At 68.7% G+C, this 16,635-nt stretch carries 19 protein-coding genes; 7 read left to right on the forward strand and 12 right to left on the reverse strand.

Annotated features, from left to right (window positions below):
- Positions 1–55: 55 nt before the first annotated feature.
- The gene (locus ETD86_RS08795; RefSeq protein ID WP_138665605.1) at positions 56–1,927 is read right to left on the reverse strand and encodes an acyl-CoA dehydrogenase family protein; all 1,872 of its coding nucleotides are present in this window, start codon (positions 1,925–1,927) and stop codon (positions 56–58) included.
- A 67-nt stretch (positions 1,928–1,994) separates the two neighbouring features.
- The gene (locus ETD86_RS08800) at positions 1,995–3,209 is read right to left on the reverse strand and encodes an APC family permease (protein ID WP_211369917.1); all 1,215 of its coding nucleotides are present in this window, start codon (positions 3,207–3,209) and stop codon (positions 1,995–1,997) included.
- A 93-nt stretch (positions 3,210–3,302) separates the two neighbouring features.
- Between ETD86_RS08800 and ETD86_RS08805 the strand changes: the two genes are divergently transcribed.
- Positions 3,303–3,764: an Lrp/AsnC family transcriptional regulator gene (locus tag ETD86_RS08805; RefSeq protein WP_138665607.1), complete on the forward strand. Its 462-nt coding sequence runs from the start codon at positions 3,303–3,305 to the stop codon at positions 3,762–3,764.
- Positions 3,765–3,946: 182 nt separating this feature from the next.
- On the forward strand, positions 3,947–4,087 hold the full coding sequence (locus ETD86_RS54940; RefSeq protein ID WP_170222957.1) for a hypothetical protein: 141 nt from the start codon (positions 3,947–3,949) through the stop codon (positions 4,085–4,087).
- A 74-nt stretch (positions 4,088–4,161) separates the two neighbouring features.
- On the opposite strand, the gene ETD86_RS08810 is transcribed toward ETD86_RS54940, so the two are convergent.
- From ETD86_RS08810 to ETD86_RS08825, 4 genes are all read right to left on the reverse strand, one after another.
- Positions 4,162–5,307, reverse strand: coding sequence for an acetyl-CoA C-acetyltransferase (locus ETD86_RS08810; protein WP_138665608.1), 1,146 nt, complete (start codon positions 5,305–5,307; stop codon positions 4,162–4,164).
- Between the two features lie 72 nt (positions 5,308–5,379).
- Complete coding sequence (locus ETD86_RS08815) at positions 5,380–6,033, reverse strand: hypothetical protein (protein ID WP_211369918.1); 654 nt, start codon at positions 6,031–6,033, stop codon at positions 5,380–5,382.
- A gap of 23 nt (positions 6,034–6,056) precedes the next feature.
- Positions 6,057–6,818: a class F sortase gene (locus ETD86_RS08820; RefSeq protein ID WP_138665610.1), complete on the reverse strand. Its 762-nt coding sequence runs from the start codon at positions 6,816–6,818 to the stop codon at positions 6,057–6,059.
- A 5-nt stretch (positions 6,819–6,823) separates the two neighbouring features.
- The gene (locus ETD86_RS08825; RefSeq protein WP_138665611.1) at positions 6,824–7,006 is read right to left on the reverse strand and encodes a hypothetical protein; all 183 of its coding nucleotides are present in this window, start codon (positions 7,004–7,006) and stop codon (positions 6,824–6,826) included.
- Position 7,007: 1 nt separating this feature from the next.
- Between ETD86_RS08825 and ETD86_RS54945 the strand changes: the two genes are divergently transcribed.
- On the forward strand, positions 7,008–7,166 hold the full coding sequence (locus ETD86_RS54945) for a hypothetical protein (protein ID WP_170222958.1): 159 nt from the start codon (positions 7,008–7,010) through the stop codon (positions 7,164–7,166).
- Between the two features lie 18 nt (positions 7,167–7,184).
- Entirely contained in the window at positions 7,185–7,568 is a 384-nt protein-coding gene (locus ETD86_RS08830) for a hypothetical protein (RefSeq protein WP_170222959.1), read from the forward strand.
- 253 nt (positions 7,569–7,821) lie between these two features.
- On the opposite strand, the gene ETD86_RS08835 is transcribed toward ETD86_RS08830, so the two are convergent.
- A complete protein-coding gene (locus ETD86_RS08835) occupies positions 7,822–8,610 on the reverse strand; it encodes a class F sortase (protein ID WP_138665613.1) in 789 nt (262 codons plus the stop codon).
- Entirely contained in the window at positions 8,610–9,986 is a 1,377-nt protein-coding gene (locus ETD86_RS08840) for a hypothetical protein (protein ID WP_138665614.1), read from the reverse strand. The genes ETD86_RS08835 and ETD86_RS08840 overlap by 1 nt, the downstream gene beginning before the upstream one ends.
- A gap of 138 nt (positions 9,987–10,124) precedes the next feature.
- Between ETD86_RS08840 and ETD86_RS08845 the strand changes: the two genes are divergently transcribed.
- Complete coding sequence (locus ETD86_RS08845) at positions 10,125–11,270, forward strand: acyl-CoA dehydrogenase family protein (protein ID WP_138665615.1); 1,146 nt, start codon at positions 10,125–10,127, stop codon at positions 11,268–11,270.
- Between the two features lie 80 nt (positions 11,271–11,350).
- Here ETD86_RS08845 and ETD86_RS08850 read toward each other — a convergent pair whose 3' ends face one another.
- Positions 11,351–12,379, reverse strand: coding sequence for an RNA-guided endonuclease InsQ/TnpB family protein (locus tag ETD86_RS08850; RefSeq protein WP_246147799.1), 1,029 nt, complete (start codon positions 12,377–12,379; stop codon positions 11,351–11,353).
- Positions 12,380–12,552: 173 nt separating this feature from the next.
- Here ETD86_RS08850 and ETD86_RS54950 point away from each other — a divergent pair, with 173 nt between their 5' ends.
- Entirely contained in the window at positions 12,553–12,714 is a 162-nt protein-coding gene (locus ETD86_RS54950; RefSeq protein ID WP_170222960.1) for a hypothetical protein, read from the forward strand.
- Positions 12,715–12,729: 15 nt separating this feature from the next.
- Here ETD86_RS54950 and ETD86_RS08855 read toward each other — a convergent pair whose 3' ends face one another.
- Positions 12,730–13,152 (reverse strand): MarR family winged helix-turn-helix transcriptional regulator, encoded by a 423-nt coding sequence (locus ETD86_RS08855; RefSeq protein WP_138665617.1) that lies wholly within the window; start codon positions 13,150–13,152, stop codon positions 12,730–12,732.
- 20 nt (positions 13,153–13,172) lie between these two features.
- Between ETD86_RS08855 and ETD86_RS08860 the strand changes: the two genes are divergently transcribed.
- Positions 13,173–13,538 carry a helix-turn-helix domain-containing protein gene (locus ETD86_RS08860; protein ID WP_138665618.1) on the forward strand — a complete coding sequence of 122 codons (366 nt, stop codon included), beginning with the start codon at positions 13,173–13,175 and terminating at the stop codon, positions 13,536–13,538.
- Here ETD86_RS08860 and ETD86_RS08865 read toward each other — a convergent pair.
- Positions 13,533–14,309, reverse strand: a complete 777-nt coding sequence (locus ETD86_RS08865; RefSeq protein WP_138665619.1) for an alpha/beta fold hydrolase — start codon at positions 14,307–14,309, stop codon at positions 13,533–13,535. The two genes, ETD86_RS08860 and ETD86_RS08865, sit on opposite strands and share 6 nt — an antisense overlap.
- A gap of 16 nt (positions 14,310–14,325) precedes the next feature.
- Entirely contained in the window at positions 14,326–16,548 is a 2,223-nt protein-coding gene (locus ETD86_RS08870) for an ATP-binding SpoIIE family protein phosphatase (RefSeq protein WP_138665620.1), read from the reverse strand.
- Positions 16,549–16,635 lie beyond the last annotated feature (87 nt).

Genomic DNA, 16,635 nt, shown 5'->3' on the forward strand with positions numbered 1-16,635 from the left:
CTCGATTTGAAAACACTGTTACCAGTAAGGGCGCATAACCGGTCTAGACCGGACGTCAGAGGATCTTCCTCCGGACGTTCTCGCCGCCCTCCGGCGCGCCGATCCACGGCCCCTCGATGGACGGGTCGAGTATGCCCTCCTCGACGAAGCCGTAGCGGCCTTCCAGCACGTATCCGGCCAGCCGCGCGTCATGGGCGTCGCTGTTGTCCCAGAGCCGTTCGAAGAGTGCGTCCACGCGGCGTCGTGCCTGGTGACAGAAGGTGTCGGCCAGCTCGTAGGGCCGGCGTCCCAGGTCCTTGGCATCCTCCTCGGCCTTGACGCAGGCGGCGGTCATGGCGAACAGCTCGGCCCCGATGTCGATGATCCTGCCCAGGAACGACTGTTTGTGCTCCAGCCTGCCCTGCCAACGGGACATGCCGTAGAAGGTGGACCGAGCCAGCTTCCTGCTGGTCCGCTCCACGAAACGCAGGTGCGCGGCCAGCGGGCCGAAGTCGGCGTACGCGGTGGGCAGGTTGCCGGTGCCGGCCACCAGCGTGGGCAGCCATTTGGCGTAGAAGCGGCTGGCCCGTTTGAGCGCCTGGGTGCGCTCCTGGCGGGACGCCTCCGGGTTGATCAGCTCGCCGGCGGCCGACAGGTGCGCGTCCACCGCCTCCCTGGTGATCATCAGGCGCATGATCTCGGAGGAGCCCTCGAAGATGCGGTTGATGCGCGAGTCGCGGAGCATCTGCTCGGCGGGCACGCCGCGCTCGCCGCGGGCGGCCAGCGACTCGGCGGTCTCGTAGCCGCGGCCACCTCTGATCTGGACCAGCTCGTCGAGCGCCTGGTAGGACAGCTCCGTCGCGTAGAGCTTGCCCAGCGCGGCCTCGATCCTGATGTCGTTGCGCTTGTCGTCGGCCAGGCGGCTGGTGAGCTCCATGACGGCCTCCAGCGCGTACGCGGTGGCCGCGATGAAGGCGATCTTCGTGGCCACGGCCTCGTGCCGGCCGATCTTGTGTCCCCATTGCACGCGGGCGTTGCCCCACTCGCGGGCGATCTTCAGCGCCCACTTGGCATTCCCCGCGCACGTGGCCGGGAGCGACAGGCGGCCGGTGTTGAGCGTGGTGAGCGCGATCCGCAGCCCATCCCCCTCACGCCCGATCAGGTTCTTCGCGGGGACCCTGACCTGGGAGAATTCGGTGACGCCGTTCTCGATGCCGCGCAGTCCCATGAAGCTGTTGCGGCGCTTGACCGTGATGCCCGGCGAGTCGGCCTCGACCACGAACGCACTGATCTTCTTGCCGGTCCTGGCCATGACCACGAGCAGGTCGGCGACGACGCCGTTCGTCGTCCACAGTTTGACGCCGTCGAGCACGTAGTCGTCGCCGTCGCGGACGGCGGTCGTGGCCAGGCGGGCGGGGTCGGAACCGACGTCCGGCTCGGTCAGCAGAAAAGCCGAAATTTCGCCCGCCGCGCACCTTGGTAGGAATTGTCGCTTCTGTTCCTCCGTGCCGAACAACTTCAGCGGCTGCGGCACCCCGATCGACTGGTGCGCCGACAACAACGTCGCCAGAGCCGGGCAGTACGAGCCCACCAGCATGAGGGCCCGGCAGTAGTACAGGTACGGCAGTCCGAGGCCGCCGTACTCCTCGCCGATCGTGATCCCGAACGCGCCGAGCCCCGCCAGCCCCTTGACGACCTCGTCGGGCACCTGTCCGGTCCGCTCGATGAGCGCCGGATCGACGTGCGCGTCGAGGTAGCGGCGCACCGCGCGGACGAACTCCTCGCCGCGTTTGGTCGCCTCGTCGGGCAGCGCGGGTGCCGGATGCACCAGATCCAGCCGGAAGTCGCCGAGGAACAGCTGCTTGGCGAAGCTCGGCAGGGCCCAGTCCTTCTCGCGGGCCTGCTCGCCTACTGCCCTGGACTCCTCGTACTTGGCGTGCTCGGTCATAGCACCTCCCGACATTGCGCCGTCCTGTGCTTATGAGTAGTGCCCGCCTGACGGCGCCCTTCGCCGTTTATATGCCCTTTTTCAGCGGACGGCGAGCACCTACCGGCCGCACGGCGGTCGCCACGAGCGCGAGCACGACGGGAAGCACCAGGTAGACCCCGCAGAACGCGAGCGAGGCGACCGACATCACCGCGCCCACCACGGCCGTGTTCCGGTGCCGGCCCGCGGGCAACATCCGCACCGCCGCCACCACGCCGGCCGCCGTGACCGCGGCCAGACACGCCGAGGTCGCCCGCATCAGCAGGTCCAGATCCACCGCCCACACCAGCACGGGCAGGCACAACACGGCCAGCAGCCCGAGGCTCCGGTACGGCACGCGCCCGGGCTCCCCGCCTACAGCGAACCAACCGGGCAGCGCCCCGTCCCTGGCCAGAGCCGCCCCCAGCCGCGCGGCTCCGGCGATGTAGGTGTTGACCGCCCCGAACGTCAGCAGCACGGCCACCACCCCGGTCACCGGACGGGCGGCCCCGCCGAGGCCGATCTCCAGCATCGCGGTCAGCGGCACGCCGGTCATGTCCGCGCCCAGCACGCCCACCGAGGTGACGGACACCCCGACGTACAACACGGCGATCACGGCGAGCGTCACGACCGTGGCCCTGACCAGGCCGTTCCTCCGGTCGGCGAACTCGGCCGACAGGTGGCTGGCCGCCTCCCAGCCGACGAACGCGAACATGAGCACCCCGGCCGCGGCGGCCACGCCCCCCAGACCGTACGGGGCGAAGGGGGTGAAGTTGGCCAGGTCGGCGTGCGGCGCGGCACTGATCACGGCGGCGGCCAGCAGGGCGACGAGGAGCACGACGAAGGCGATCTGCAGCCGACCCGAGGTCCGCAGGCCCGCCGCGTTGGCGGCGAAGGCAGCGATCATGATGAGCCAGGCGGCGAGGGTGCCGTCGACGCCGAGGCACGCCTCGACGTACTGACCGCCCACGAAGGCGCCGGCGACGGTGCCGATGGGGACGGCGCCGAAGAACCACCAGCCGGCCACGGCGGAGGCGCGCCGGCCGAACGCGAGCCCGACGAAGCTCGCCACCCCACCGCCGTCCGGGTGCCGCGCGCCGAGCGCGGCGAAGGTCAGCGCGACCGGGACGCTCAGCGCCAGTAACCCGGCCCAGGCCAGCACCGAGGCAGGTCCCGCGGCGTCCGCCGCCAGATGCGGCAGCACCAGCATCCCCGGCCCCAGCACCGCCCCGACCAGCAGCGCCGTCCCCTGCCCAGCGGTCATCCGTTGTGTCATAACCCCAGAAATTACTCATCTGACCGAAACAGGCGCGTGCGTACCGAACGTCTGGCCGGACAGACGTGCAAATATCCCTACATGGATGAACTTGATTCGGCCATCGTGCGGCTGCTCCAAACGGATGCGCGGCAGTCCAACCGGGAGCTCGCTCGACAACTCGGCATCGCACCCTCGACCTGTCTGGAGCGGGTCCGATCGCTCACCCGCCGCGGCGTCATCCGTGGCTACCACGCCGACATCGACCCGGCCGCGCTCAATCGCGGTGTGCAGGCCATGGTCTCGGTCCAGGTACGGCCGCTCAGCCGGGCGGTGATCAACGCGTTCAAGTCGTCCGCCGCGGAGATGCCCGAGGTGCTCAGCGTGTTCGTGCTCGCGGGCGGGGACGACTTCCTGCTGCACGTCGCCGTCCAGGACCTGGACGCCCTGCACTCGTTCCTGCTGGACAAGCTGAGCAAGCGCAAGGAGATCGTCGGCTTCCGCACCTCGGTGGTCTTCCAGCAGGTCCAGAAGGCCGTCCCGACCCGCCTCCCGGAGACCTGACGTTTTCGCCGACCTTTAATTCGGTTGCGGGGGGTTCCGGATGCCCCGTACTGTCATGGACATGCGCCTTTACCAGTAATTCGCAGCTTCAGTGCGTCCCGTCCGACCGTCCAGACGCGGCAGCTGAGCATGTCGACCGGCCTTTCGTGTGCCGCGTCGTGACTTACGTAAAGGAGCTTCTCATGCGAGTTCGCGCAGCCAAAAAGGGCAAGAAGACCCCGGCCTTCCCCGGGCGGGAGCTTCCGCCCGGGCCCAGACAGATGCCCCGGATGCCGCAGCGTCCGATCGCGCCGCCCCGGCGCATCCCGTCCAAGGGCCGCTGAGACCACTACCTGGATGGGTAGTTAGCGCGAGCGCCGCCTCCCTTCTTACGCCCGGAGGCGGCGCTCGCATCCCCTCACAGTCTTTCGATGATCGTGACGTTGGCCTGGCCGCCGCCCTCGCACATCGTCTGCAGCCCGTAGCGGCCGCCCGTGCGCTCCAGTTCGTGCAGGAGCTTGGTCATGAGGATCGCGCCCGTGCCGCCGAGCGGGTGGCCCAGCGCGATGGCGCCGCCGTTGGGGTTGACCTTGGCGGGGTCGGCGCCGAGCTCGTGCGTCCACGCCAGCGGCACCGGCGCGAACGCCTCGTTGATCTCCACGACGTCGATGTCGCCGATCGACAGGCCGGACTTCTCGAGCGCCCGCCGTGTGGCGGGGATCGGCGCGGTCAGCATATAGATGGGGTCGTCGCCCATGAGCGCGAGCTGGTGAATCCGGGCGCGCGGCGTCAGCCCGTGGTCCCTGACAGCCTGTTCGGAGGCGATCAGCACCGCGCCCGAGCCGTCGGAGATCTGCGAGGACGTGGCGGCGGTGATCTGGCCGCCCTCCTTAAGCGTCTTCAGCGAGGCCATCTTCTCCAGCGTCGTGTCCGCACGCGGGCCCTCGTCGTCCTCGACGCCGTTGATCGGCTCGATCTGGTCCTTGAAGTGGCCGTTCGCGATCGCCTTGGCGGCTCGCTGGTGGGACTCGAGGGCGAACTGCTCCAGCACCTCCCGCGTGTAGCCCCACTTCTCGCACATCAGCTCCGCGCCGCGGAACTGCGAGATCTCCTGCTTGCCGTACCGTTCGACCCACTTGTCGCCGAACGGGAACGGCATGCCCTTCTCCAGGGCGGCCGTGATCGAGGAGCCCATGGGCACGATACTCATCGACTCGACGCCGCCGGCCACGACCAGGTCCTGGGTGCCGGACATGACGCCCTGCGCGGCGAAGTGGATCGACTGCTGCGAGGAGCCGCACTGCCGGTCGATCGTGACGCCGGCGGTCGTCTCCGGCAGACCGGCCGACAGCCAGGCGTTGCGGGCGATGTCCATGCTCTGGGGGCCGAACTGCATGACGCACCCCATGATGACGTCCTCGACCGCCGCGGGGTCGACGCCCGTGCGGTCGATCAGCGCCTTCAGCGTGTGCGCGGCCAGGTCAGTGGGGTGGACGGTGGAAAGGCCGCCCTTCTTTTTTCCGACCGGGGTGCGGACCGCCCCGACGATGTACGCCTCTGCCACAGTGCCTCCTGGGAACCGAGCATTATTCGGTTACTAGGGGCAGACTACAACAGAACGACGTTCGGGCGCTGCTCACGCCGGAGGCAGAAGATCCTCCGCCGAGTCCACCCTGAACCGCCAACGGTCCACGACCAGGCCGTTCAGCGCCTCGGACAGCTCCAGCGCCAACGTCCCCAGCTTGACCTGCTCGTCGCCGCGCAACTCGATCGCGGTGAGCTCCGTAGCGAAGGGCAGCAGCTCCTGTACGGCCGGAGGCTGGCCCTTCTGCGGGACCAGCACGGCCTTGATGTCGCCGGCGGTGAACGTGAACTCGTCGTCCTCCTGCGGCTCCAGCAGCGGCGCCAGCTCCTCCGCGGTGGGACGTACCGGGAGGATGACCGCGGGACCCGCGTTCTCCTCGTCGGCCGGATCGCTCACCTCGCCGCGGCAGACCGCGAGCCCCTTGAGCCTGAAGGCGATGCCCTCGGCCAGGTAGCGGTCGAAGAAGTCCAGCGGCAGCGGCCCTTCCGCGGCCACCCGGACCGCCCAGACCTTCTCCAGCTCACCGCCCGTCAGGTCGGTGTCCGCCTCCACGGGCGCGCAGATCCGGACGTCGGTGGCGACGATGTCGTCGCCGTCCTTCCTGGCACCCGGGTCGGCGAGCTGGACGATGCGTAGCAGCTCGGCCGGATCAGGTTTGGCCGGCAATGCCGCCGTGGGCCCAGTACGCAGTCTCCGCTTCGCCATCCAGCCCATGTCCGCCTCCGCGCTCAGCTTCGATAGGAGCTCGTCATCGTCGCGTAGACGATGATGTTGTCGGTGTAGTGCCCGGTACGCCGGTCGTAGGTCCCGCCACAGGTGATCAGGTGAAGCTGGGCGTTGTCCTGCGGCCCGTAGACCCGCTGGGTCGGGAACGTCTTCTTGTTCGCCTGCTCCACGCCACCCACGGTGAAGACCGCCGTGGTCCTGTCCTGGCGCTTGACCTCGATGGTGTCACCGTTCTTGATCTGGAACAACGCGCTGAACACCGCGCTGCGCGTCCTGGTGTCCTTGTGCCCGAGCAGCACGGCGGGACCCGCCTGGCCCGGGGTGGACATGTTCCGGTACCAGCCCACCAGGTTGGGGTTGTCCGGCGGCGGCACCTGGATCGTCCCGTCCTTGGCCAGGCCGACGGCCTTGATCGGCGCGTTGATCCCCAGCCGCTTGATCACGATCCGGACGGGGGTGGACGGCATCATCGCCGGGGCCGGGGTGATCTGCGGCAGCGGCGGCGGCACGTCGGGGGCCGCCTGGAACAGCGCCTGCTCCGGCTTGCCGCTGCCGTTCGGCTGCGACTGCAGCGCCAGGCTGTCCCTGCTGGACTGGAGGCCGTACTCGTCCGGGGAGCGGAGCACGATCAGCAGCCCGGCCACCACGGTGACGACGCCGGCGACGACGGCCACGATCAGCACGGTCCTGAGCGCCGTGCCCCCCTTGTCCTCGGGTGGGGGCGGTGCCGCCTGGCCGCCCCCGTACGGGTAGTACCCAGACACTTCAGTCAGCCCCTGGTCGCGTTACGGCGTCGCATGACCAGACCGCCCACGGCCGCGGCGGCGACCAGCGCGGTGCCGGTCAGAATGAACATCCGCCCGTCGGGGCCCATCTCGCCGCCCGCCCCGGTGTCCGCGCCTGCCTTGGGGGTCTTGGACTTGTTGGTGTTCTCGGACGGGGTAATGGTCACCGTGGCGGTGGTGGTCCTGGTGTTCCTGGGGGTGCTCGAAGTCGGCGGCGTGGTGCTCGGCGTGTTGGAGGTGGTTGGGGTATTTGTGCCGGTGGCGGTGCTCGTGCCGGTGCCGACGACCAGGGTGGCGGCGGGGCCGGCACCGGAAGCTGTCGGCTGACAGTTGTAGCTCGCGCCATTGACCTGGACCGCGAAGCCTTCACCCTTGAAAACGACCGTCCCGCTCGCAGTCGGTGTGACCACCATGGTCATCGTGGGGATGGGCAAGGGAGCACCCGACGTGATGGCCGTCGCAGGCGCGGCTGTACCGGTCGCCACCACCTGCGCGGAAGCCACCGGTGCGCCGCTGGGGCTGACGGTTCCCGCCGCCGTCACAATGCTGCTCGGACTGATCGAAGCCGTCGCCAGCAAGGGACTGGCCGCTGGCTGGATGATCTCCCACGTAAGGGTCGCTGTCGAGCTGGGGCTCGGACGCGAGGCCGGAGTTTTCACCTCCATGGAGAAGGTGACGGTCGTGGTGGGGATTGCCCCGCCTGCTGGCGCCGCGCCCGTGCAGGCGTAGACCACGGGCACCGGGGCCGCGATAGCAGCCACCACAGGTAGCCCGCCGAAGATCCCTGCGCCTAGGACGGCCAAAGCGGATGTCTTGAGGGCGAGGCGGCGCCGCGCCTTGGACGTCTGCACTTCCATCTCCAATACAGCGCAGTATCAACAGTCGTGCCAGAATCCCAGCCGATTGTCACGGTTAGGTTGAGATCATACGAACTGACCCTGTCAACTTCCCGTAAACCGCCAAATCGGCCACAGCCATCTCGTCACGTCTTCTTCTTGGACAACGTCGCGTACACGATGACGTTGTCCTTGTAGCTGTGCGCCCCCTTGTTGAAGACACCACCACAGGTGATGAGTCTGAGCTCGGCTCCACCGGTGTTGCCGTACACCCGCTTCGTCGGGAACGTCGACTTGCTCACCTGCTCGATCCCGCTCACGGTGTACCGGACAACCTTGCCGTCCGACCGGTACACGTAGATCTGGTCACCCTTGACCAGCTCCGACAGGCGGGCGAAAACAGCGGCGCCCTGGCGAGTGCTGACGTGGCCGTTGATGATCGAGGGCCCCGCCTCACCGGGGGCCGGCGAGAAGCGGTACCAGCCGGTCTGGTTCCGCTTGGACAGCGGCGGGGTCCCCAGGTTGCCCTTGATGTCCACCGTGACCGGCCCCACCGGCGCATTCACCTTGATCTTGGGGATCTTGATGCGGGACGGCTTGGCCTTGACCTTGGCGGCCTTGGTCTTGGGCACCGGGATCGGGGCCACGGTCGGCACGGCGGCGAGCGGCGGCGGGGCGTCGAGGCGGGCCGGGGTGAGCCCGGACTGACCGCCGGGGCCGACGGTCGGCGGCAGGACGAACGCGCCCGCGTTCTCGATCTGGACCGCACCCGGCTCCTCCATGGCCGCGAGGCCAGGTCCTGAGCCGTCGTCCACCGGGGGCGCGAGGGAGAGCAGGCCCACCATGACAGCGCCCACCCCGGCCAGCGAACCGGCGATCAGCAGGCCCGGCAGCGCCTTGTTGAGCGGCGACTTCTGCTGCTGCTGCTCGGTCATTACTTCACACCTCCGGCGTGCGCGGCGCGACGGCGCCAGAACAGCAGGCCTCCGGCCGCACTACCCATGATCATCACGGATCCGCTCGCGATCAGTCCGTACGCTCCCGTATCCATGGGCGGATCGGGCGCCTCACCGGTCTCCACTCCCCCCTTGGGGGTCTTGGCGACCTGCGGCCTCACATACTTCGTCGCCGTCGGCTTCACGGACGTCGTGGTGCTGGTGGTCGGTGTCGCGGTACTCACGACCCCGGGGACGACGACCACGACCCCAGGATGGGTGTACTGCGAGGTGGGGTTCGGCGTGCCCGTGGTGGGAGTGTTCGAGGGGCTGGTCCCGTTGGTGGGAGTCCCAGTGCTCGTGGGGTCGGTCGTCGGCGTCCAGGTCGGGCTGGACGTCGGCGTGCTCGTCCCGCCGACGACGATCTCGACGACGTCCGGCGCGCTGGTCACCACGCACGTGCTCCGGTGCAGCGTCGGCGGCTCGATCATGGACCTGGTGTGCAGTTTGAACGCGTCCAGGTGGATGGGGGCGTTGTCCAAGGCCTCGATCGTGACCGTGTGCTCGCCGTAATCAAGGTCGGTCCGCTTCCAGAGGGACTGGTTCCCCTCGATGGCGTTCGTCGGCTGGCCACTCGTGGTCTTCGTGGGATCGACTTCGCCAGAAGTGTCGTCGTCCACGGTCACCCGCACCCTGCTCACGTCGGGCATGCGGCGGCCGATGTACTCGAACCCGGTGCCACGGAACGTGATGCTCGCACTGTCCCCAACGCCGGGGTTGGTGAGGGTGTGGACGTCCCGGAGGTAGTCGTGGTACTCCTCCCGAGTCGACGAGTCATGCGCCCAGGAGCCCGAGTACGACACGCGATCCAGCTTGTCGTTGTTGACCACGGTCACACCCTCCGGCGGGAGGAAGTCCACGGTCATGCCCCGGGGACGGAGCTGGATCACTCCTTCTTCGGTGAGATGGGCGGAAGAGCTCAGCCCTTCCGGCGTCTCGACCCGGACGTTGGGCTGCAGCGCGGCCTGCGCCCTGGTGCCGTCGGCCGTCAGTATGCCGTTCCACGCGCCGTTGAGCTCCATGTTGGCGCGGACGGAGGTCAGGGCCCCCGCCTCGTAGTAGTCCGGCGACATGAACCGGCGGTTGCCGGTGTACCGCAGCGTCCACGCGAGATTCATCGATCCGCCGACCTGCACCGCGGTCGGGATGTTCACGCGCGCCTCGAGCGTCACGGGTCCGTTGCCGGCGATGCCGCCCGTGCACCTGTACCCGACCACGAGATTGAACGACTGCGCGTCCGCGGGCGTCATCACGAACGCCGCTGACGCGGCCACGCCCACCGATGCGGCGATCAACGCCTTGCGCCACCGACTCACGGGAGACTCCGATCACCACAAATAGACCGAGGGTAGATCTTAGAGTCGAAAACACCTGCAACACATGCTGAATCCGGCATCTTCCAACACTTGTGATAAAGACGTGTCCAGCAACAGAATCCTGTTCGGGAGGCGAGAATGGAACGAGACCTCTTCGACGAGGAACACCTGCTCTTCAGGGACACGGTGCGCGAGTTCATGGCTCGCGAGGTCGTGCCGCACCACGCGCAGTGGGAGAAGGACGGCATCGTCCCGCGCGAGGTGTGGAAGAAGGCCGGCGAGCTCGGCATGTTCGGCTTCTCGGTCCCCGAGGAGTACGGCGGCGCCGGCGTCACGGATTTCCGGTACAACACCGTGATCGTCGAGGAGATCATGCGGCACGGCGCGACCGGGCTCGGCTTCTCGTTGCACAACGACGTCATGGCCCCGTACGTGGTGGATCTGACCAACGACGAGCAGAAGCAGCGGTGGTTGCCCGGATTCGCCGGCGGGGAGCTGATCACCGCGATCGCGATGAGCGAGCCGGGCGCGGGCAGCGACCTGCAGGGCATCAGGACCACGGCCATCCGCGAAGGCGACCACTACGTCGTCAACGGTCAGAAGACGTTCATCACCAACGGCATCAACGCCGACCTCGTGGTCGTGGTGGCCAAGACCGACCCGGAGGCGGGGGCCAGGGGGACGACGCTGATCGTCGTGGAGCGGGGCATGGAGGGGTTCGGCCGGGGCCGGAACCTCGACAAGGTCGGCATGAAGGCACAGGACACCGCCGAGTTGTTCTTCGAGAACGTCCGCGTGCCCGTCGCCAACCGGCTCGGCCCGAACGACGGCGAAGGTTTCTTCCAGCTCATGCACAACCTTCCCCAGGAACGCCTGTCGATCGCCGTGGCAGCGGTGGCCGCGGCGGAGTCCGTCCTGGAGCAGACCATCGAGTACTGCAAGACCCGCCAGGCCTTCGGCCGCAGCATCGGCTCGTTCCAGAACACCCGGTTCGTCCTGGCCGAGCTGGCCACCGAGACCGAGATCGCCCGCCACTACGTCGACAAGTGCATCGTGGCGCTCAACGCCAAGCAGCTCAGCGCGGTGGACGCGGCCAAGGCCAAGTGGTGGACGACCGAGCTGCAGACCAAGGTCATCGACCGCTGCGTCCAGCTCCACGGCGGGTACGGCTACATGACGGAGTACCCGGTCGCCAAGGCGTGGCTGGACAGCCGCGTCCAGACCATCTACGGCGGCACCACCGAGATCATGAAGGAGATCATCGGCCGGTCATTCGGGTTCTGATTCCTGGCGCGCGGGCAAGCGGGCGACACCGCATACTGGACAGCGTGACTCCTCCGCTCCCTGAGGGGAGCGGCTTCTCGCTAAGCCGCACCCGCAGCGTCGCGAAGGGCAAGCCCTGCCCTGAGAACGTTGATCGCCGCATTGACGTCGGCGTGCGTCGCATGACCGCAGGCGGTGCATCGGAACGCGGCTTGGCTGATGCGGTTCTCCTTCGCGCTGTGTCCGCAGCGGGCACAGATGCGGGAGGTGTTGGCGGGGTTCACTGCGATCAACTCTCGACCGGCGCTTTCAGCCTTGTGCGCGAGGACCGTCAGGAACACCCCCCAACCCGCATCGAGGATCGAACGATTCAGGCCGGATTTGGCGGATGCGCGATTAGGCAGGAATCCACTCTGGCCATCAGGCTGGGGCGCAGCTCGCCTAGTCATGTTCGCGACGTGCAAGGCCTCGTGCACAATCACGTCGTAGGCGCGAACCAGCGAGAGCGTGGCTTTGTGAGTGCCGTCCAAACGCTGACGGCGCACCTTCGCATGCAGTCGGGCAACCCGTGCGACGGCCTTGACGCGGCGCTTGCTGCCTCGTGTCTTACGGGCAAGGTCTCGTTGGGCCGTCGCAAGACGGTCAGCGGTCTTGGCCAGGTGGCGCGGGTTGACCAGGTGGTTGCCATCGCTAGTGGTGACAAGCGAGGCCACGCCCATGTCAATCCCGGCCATCGCGCCAGTCGCAGGCAAGGTATCGGCAGGCACCTCATCACACGACAGCACGACGTACCAGCGAACGCCCTCCCGCTTCACACTGATCGTCTTCACTCGGCCCTTGATAGGGCGGTGCTGGTGGACACGTCCGTGACCCACATCCTGAAGGCGAACAAACGTCGTTGTCGGGTGCGCTGGCTGAGAGTCCCATCGGCAGCCGTCACCATCCTTGGGCCACTCCACCGTGTCAAACCAGCCTCGCCCCTTGAAACGAGGGAAACCGGGCGTGCGTCCCCGACCGATCCGCCGGAAGAACGCCGTGAACGCCTTATCCAGGCGGCGGAGCGTGGCTTGCTGGGAGGAGAACGACCACCGTCCCTGCCCGCCTGGGTCGTCGGCGCGAATTCCCTTCATCTCTGCCGATTGATCGCTGGGCCGCAGCAAGAACTTGTACGACCTACGCACGCCCACCTCCCTGGGCCTTTCACGCTTGATCAAACCGTACCGACCAGCACCGACAAAATCCGAAGGGAGGGAGCGCGGATTCCCCGCCGCCCGAAGCAGGCGAGCCCCTCCGCGCGACCCCGATGGACAGCGGCCTGATCCTTCTGGTCTTCCTGGCGCTGCTGGTCGCCTGGGGGCTCAATCGTGTGCGCCGGGCGTTCCGCCTGGGTCCCGTGGGCTATGCCGGCGTGATGATCGTGTTCATCATCGCCATGCTGCTCGTCTGGGGCCAGACCAAGGTCTAGGGCCCAGGCCAGGATCTAGGCGATCGCGTCGACGAAGCGGGTGAGCAGGCGGGCGAACTCGGCGCGCTCGGCCGCCGACCAGCCCTCCATCGCCGCCGCGAACGCCGCCTGCCGGGCGCGGTGGGCGTGCTCCAGCGCGGCACTCCCCTCGTCCGTCAGCGCCAGGTGCGACCTGCGCCCGTCCGCCTGGTCGGCCTCGCGCCTGACCAGACCCGCCTCCACGGCCGCGGCCACCAGCCGGCTGGCCCGCGGCTGGTCCACGCTCAACGCCTGCGCGACGGCGGTCACGGTGACGGGCTCGCGGGCGCCTTCGATCACGTCCAGCACGTCGTACTCGGGTCCGGCACCTTGGGCCTTCGCCAGCACCCGCCTGCTCTGCCTGCGCCTGATGGCGACCATCGCCCGCTCGATCGCCACAATTTCCTTGTCTTTATACATATAGTTGTTATTGTACATGCATGGAGAAGCACATTGGCTATTGGGTGAAGAATCTGGACACGGTGCTGGAAAGCGCCATGGACGACGCGCTGCAGATGTCCCGGCGCGAGTGGCAGGTGCTCAATACCGCCGCGCATGGAGCCCAGCCGGACGAGCTGGCGCCGTTCACCGGGGTGGAGGAGGCGGTGGCGCAGCTCACTGCCCGGGGATGGCTGGCGGACGGCCGGATCACCGAGGCAGGGAGGGCCGCGCACGTGGAGATCGCCGAGCGGGTGGGCCGGTTCAGGCGGCAGGCGGGCGCGGGCGTGACCCCGGAGGAATATCGGACGACCGTGGACGTGCTTCGCCGCATGGCCGACAACCTCACGGCGCCGGTGGCCTCATGAAGCCGAGGCCTCCAGGAGGACGCGGGCCACCAGCTCCGGGTCATCGCTCATCGGCACGTGCCCGCAGCCCTTCAGCAGCTTGACCCGCTGCCCCGACCACCGGGCCGCGCGTACGGCCTGGCGGCGCAGCAGCAGGCGGTCGTGCTCGCCCCAGGCGATCGTGATCGGCGACTTGGGCGGCGCGGGCGGCATCACTCCGGCGAACGACTCCAGCGTCTCGTCGAAGCCGCTCGACTCGGCCAGCGCCCGCGTGGCGGCGATCAGCGCGGCCGGCTCCATCCTGGACGGGTGGGCGACCAGCACGCCGGTGGACAGAGCACGCAGGAGCGGGCTCTCCGCCGTCCTGACGGCCTGCTCGGGCGGCATCGCCCGCGCGGTGGCCCGCAACGCGCGCAGCACGGTCTGGCAGTAGAGCAGCTCGGATCGGGACCAGAAGCCGGCGGGCGACAACGCCGTGGCCGTGCGTACGACCCCGCGCGCGGCCAGCTCCAGCGCGATGTAGCCGCCGAGCGAGTTGCCCGCCACGTGCGGCTCGCGGATGCCGAGCAACGCGCAGAACGACTCGACCGCGTCGGCCAGCGACTCCGCGGTGTACGGCGTGCCGTCAGGCAGCCCTCGCGACGCCCCGAACCCGGGCAGGTCGATCGCGATCACGGTACGGGAGGCGGCCAGGCGGTCCAGCACCGGCGTCCAGGCCTGCCAGTGGTGGCCGATGCCGTGGACGAGGATCAGCGGCGGACCGGCGCCACGCCGTTCGAAGGCCAGCTCCATGCCGCCAGTGAATCACTCATCGGCCGCGCGTGGGAATCTCGAACCAGACGGCTTTGCCTTCCCTGGTGGGTCGCGAGCCCCAGCGCCTGGCCAGTTGGTCGACGAGGTAGAGGCCGCGCCCGCCCTCGTCGTTCTCCCCCGCGCTGCGGATCCGTGGCAGGCGCAGGTCCTGGTCGAACACCTCGACCCAGACCGACTCCTCGCCCCTGCGCAGCCGCAGGATGAACTCCTTGTCGCCGACCACTTCGTCCTCGAAGCCCGGCATGTCCCAGGACTCCTCGAACGGCAGCGGCGGGCCCTCCACGACCAGCTCCCTGCGCGGCACGCTGGCGCTGGCGGCGTGCAGGACCACGTTCGTCACGACTTCGGAGACCAGCAGGCAGGCCAGCTCGGCCCGCTCCTCGGGCACGTTCCAGCTCGCGAACGCCTCCGAGGCCATCCGGCGCGCCTCGCCGACCATGATCGGCTGTGCGGGGAACGTCCGCTCCTCGACGTCGAGATCCACATCGCTGGAGCGCACGACCAGGATCGCCATGTCGTCGTCGATCTCGCCGGGCACCGCGACCGTGGCGGCGTCGGCGATGCGCTCGACGTCGGCGTCGGCCATCTTGGCCAGCTTGTCGCAGAGCACGCCGAGCGTCTCCTCCTCGCTCGGCATCCTGCCGTCGCGGCCGGGACGGCGGTCGACCAGGCCGTCGGTGTACAGGAGCAGCGCCGCGCCCGGCGGGAGCGTGCGGGTCTCCTCCTTGTAGACCAGGTCGGCGTGCATGCCCTTGGCGCGTACGCCGAGCGGCTGGCCGACCTCCTCGATGTCCAGCTCCACGCACTGGCCGTCGACCAGCAGCAGCGGCGGGGCGTGCCCCGCGTTGGCGAAGGACAGCTGCCTGGACCAGGCGTCGTAGACCAGGTATTGGCAGGTCACGATGGGCGGGATGCTGACGTCGGCGCCGTTGTCGTCCTGCTCGGGGGTGGCGATGATGCGGGTCCACTCGTCGAGCCGAGCCAGGATGTCGGCGGGCGACTTGTCGTCCTGCGCGAAGGCCCGCAGCGCGGCCCGCAGCTGGCCCATGATGGCCGCCGCCTTGGCGCCCCGGCCCTCGACGTCGCCGATCACGATGCCGACGCGACCCGCGGACAGCGGGATCACGTCGTACCAGTCGCCGCCGACCTGAGTCTGGATGCCCTGCCCGTGGGAGGCCAGCGGCGCCGCGGGGTAGTAGCGCACCGCGATCTCCAGGCCGTCGAGCTGCGGCAGCGCCCTGGGCAGCAGGTATTTCTGAAACGATTCGGCGGTGTGCCGCTCCTCCTCGAACAGCAGCGCGTTGTCGATCGCGAGCGCGACCCTGGTGGCGATGGCGCCCACGAAGTCGCGGTCGAACGCGTCGTAGTGGGGGCTGTGGCGGTCGGTGAGGTTGGACAGGCCGAGGTACATCAGGCCGAGGGTCTCACCGCGCACCAGCAAGGGGGCGACGATGGCCGAGGTCATGCCGATCTCGCCGCACAGCCGCGCGCTGTCGTCGTGTGGGGACGGGTAGTTGCTGCTGGAGAAGTCCTCGACGAGGATGGTCTCCTGGCGGCGCAGCGCCGTGTCCGCGTAGTGGCCGGAGGGGTAGCGGATCTCCGCGCCCACCGGCTTCCATGTGCCCGACGGCGGCGTCCACCCCTGCACGTGTTGTGAGACCCGGCGGACGAGCCGGTCACCCTCCATCAGCTCGATGAAGCAGTGGTCGGCGAACTGCGGGACGAGCATCTCGGCGACGCGCTTGAGCGTCTCCTCGACGTAGAGCGAGCCGGCCAGCCGCTCGCCGATGCGCTCGAGCAGCCCGAAACGGTCCTTTTCCCGCTCGTTGCTGCGCAGCGCCTCGCGGGCCACGATGACGATGCCCGTCACCGATCCCGAGGGGTGGCGCAACGGCACGGCCTGGGCGCGGACGTAGACGATGGTGCCGTCGCCGCGCTTGATGTCGAACGTGCCCTCCCACACACCGCCCTTGAGCACGTGCTTGGCCAGCTCGACCGCCAGCGGGTGGTCCCGCTCCATGATTCCGAGGGACAGGACGGACGTGCCCCGGGTGGGCGCGCCGCCCGGACGGCCGAAGAGCTTCTCGGCGAACGGGTTCCAGTAGAGGAGGTTGCTGAAACGGTCGGTGACGACCACCGCCATTTCCGCGTGGTCTAGCACGGATCCGGCAGCAAGGTGATCAGCCGCATCTTGTGACAGATCCCCCCAACGCTTCATCCGGAGACCACTCCTCGGGGTGGCGAGCATGCAAAGCGAACCACGAGCGCTCCTGCAACAGTCTTGGCCAGGGGGGAGTGGAGGGTC

It is taken from the genome of Nonomuraea turkmeniaca, assembly GCF_005889735.1.
Classification (GTDB): Bacteria; Actinomycetota; Actinomycetes; order Streptosporangiales; family Streptosporangiaceae; genus Nonomuraea; species Nonomuraea turkmeniaca.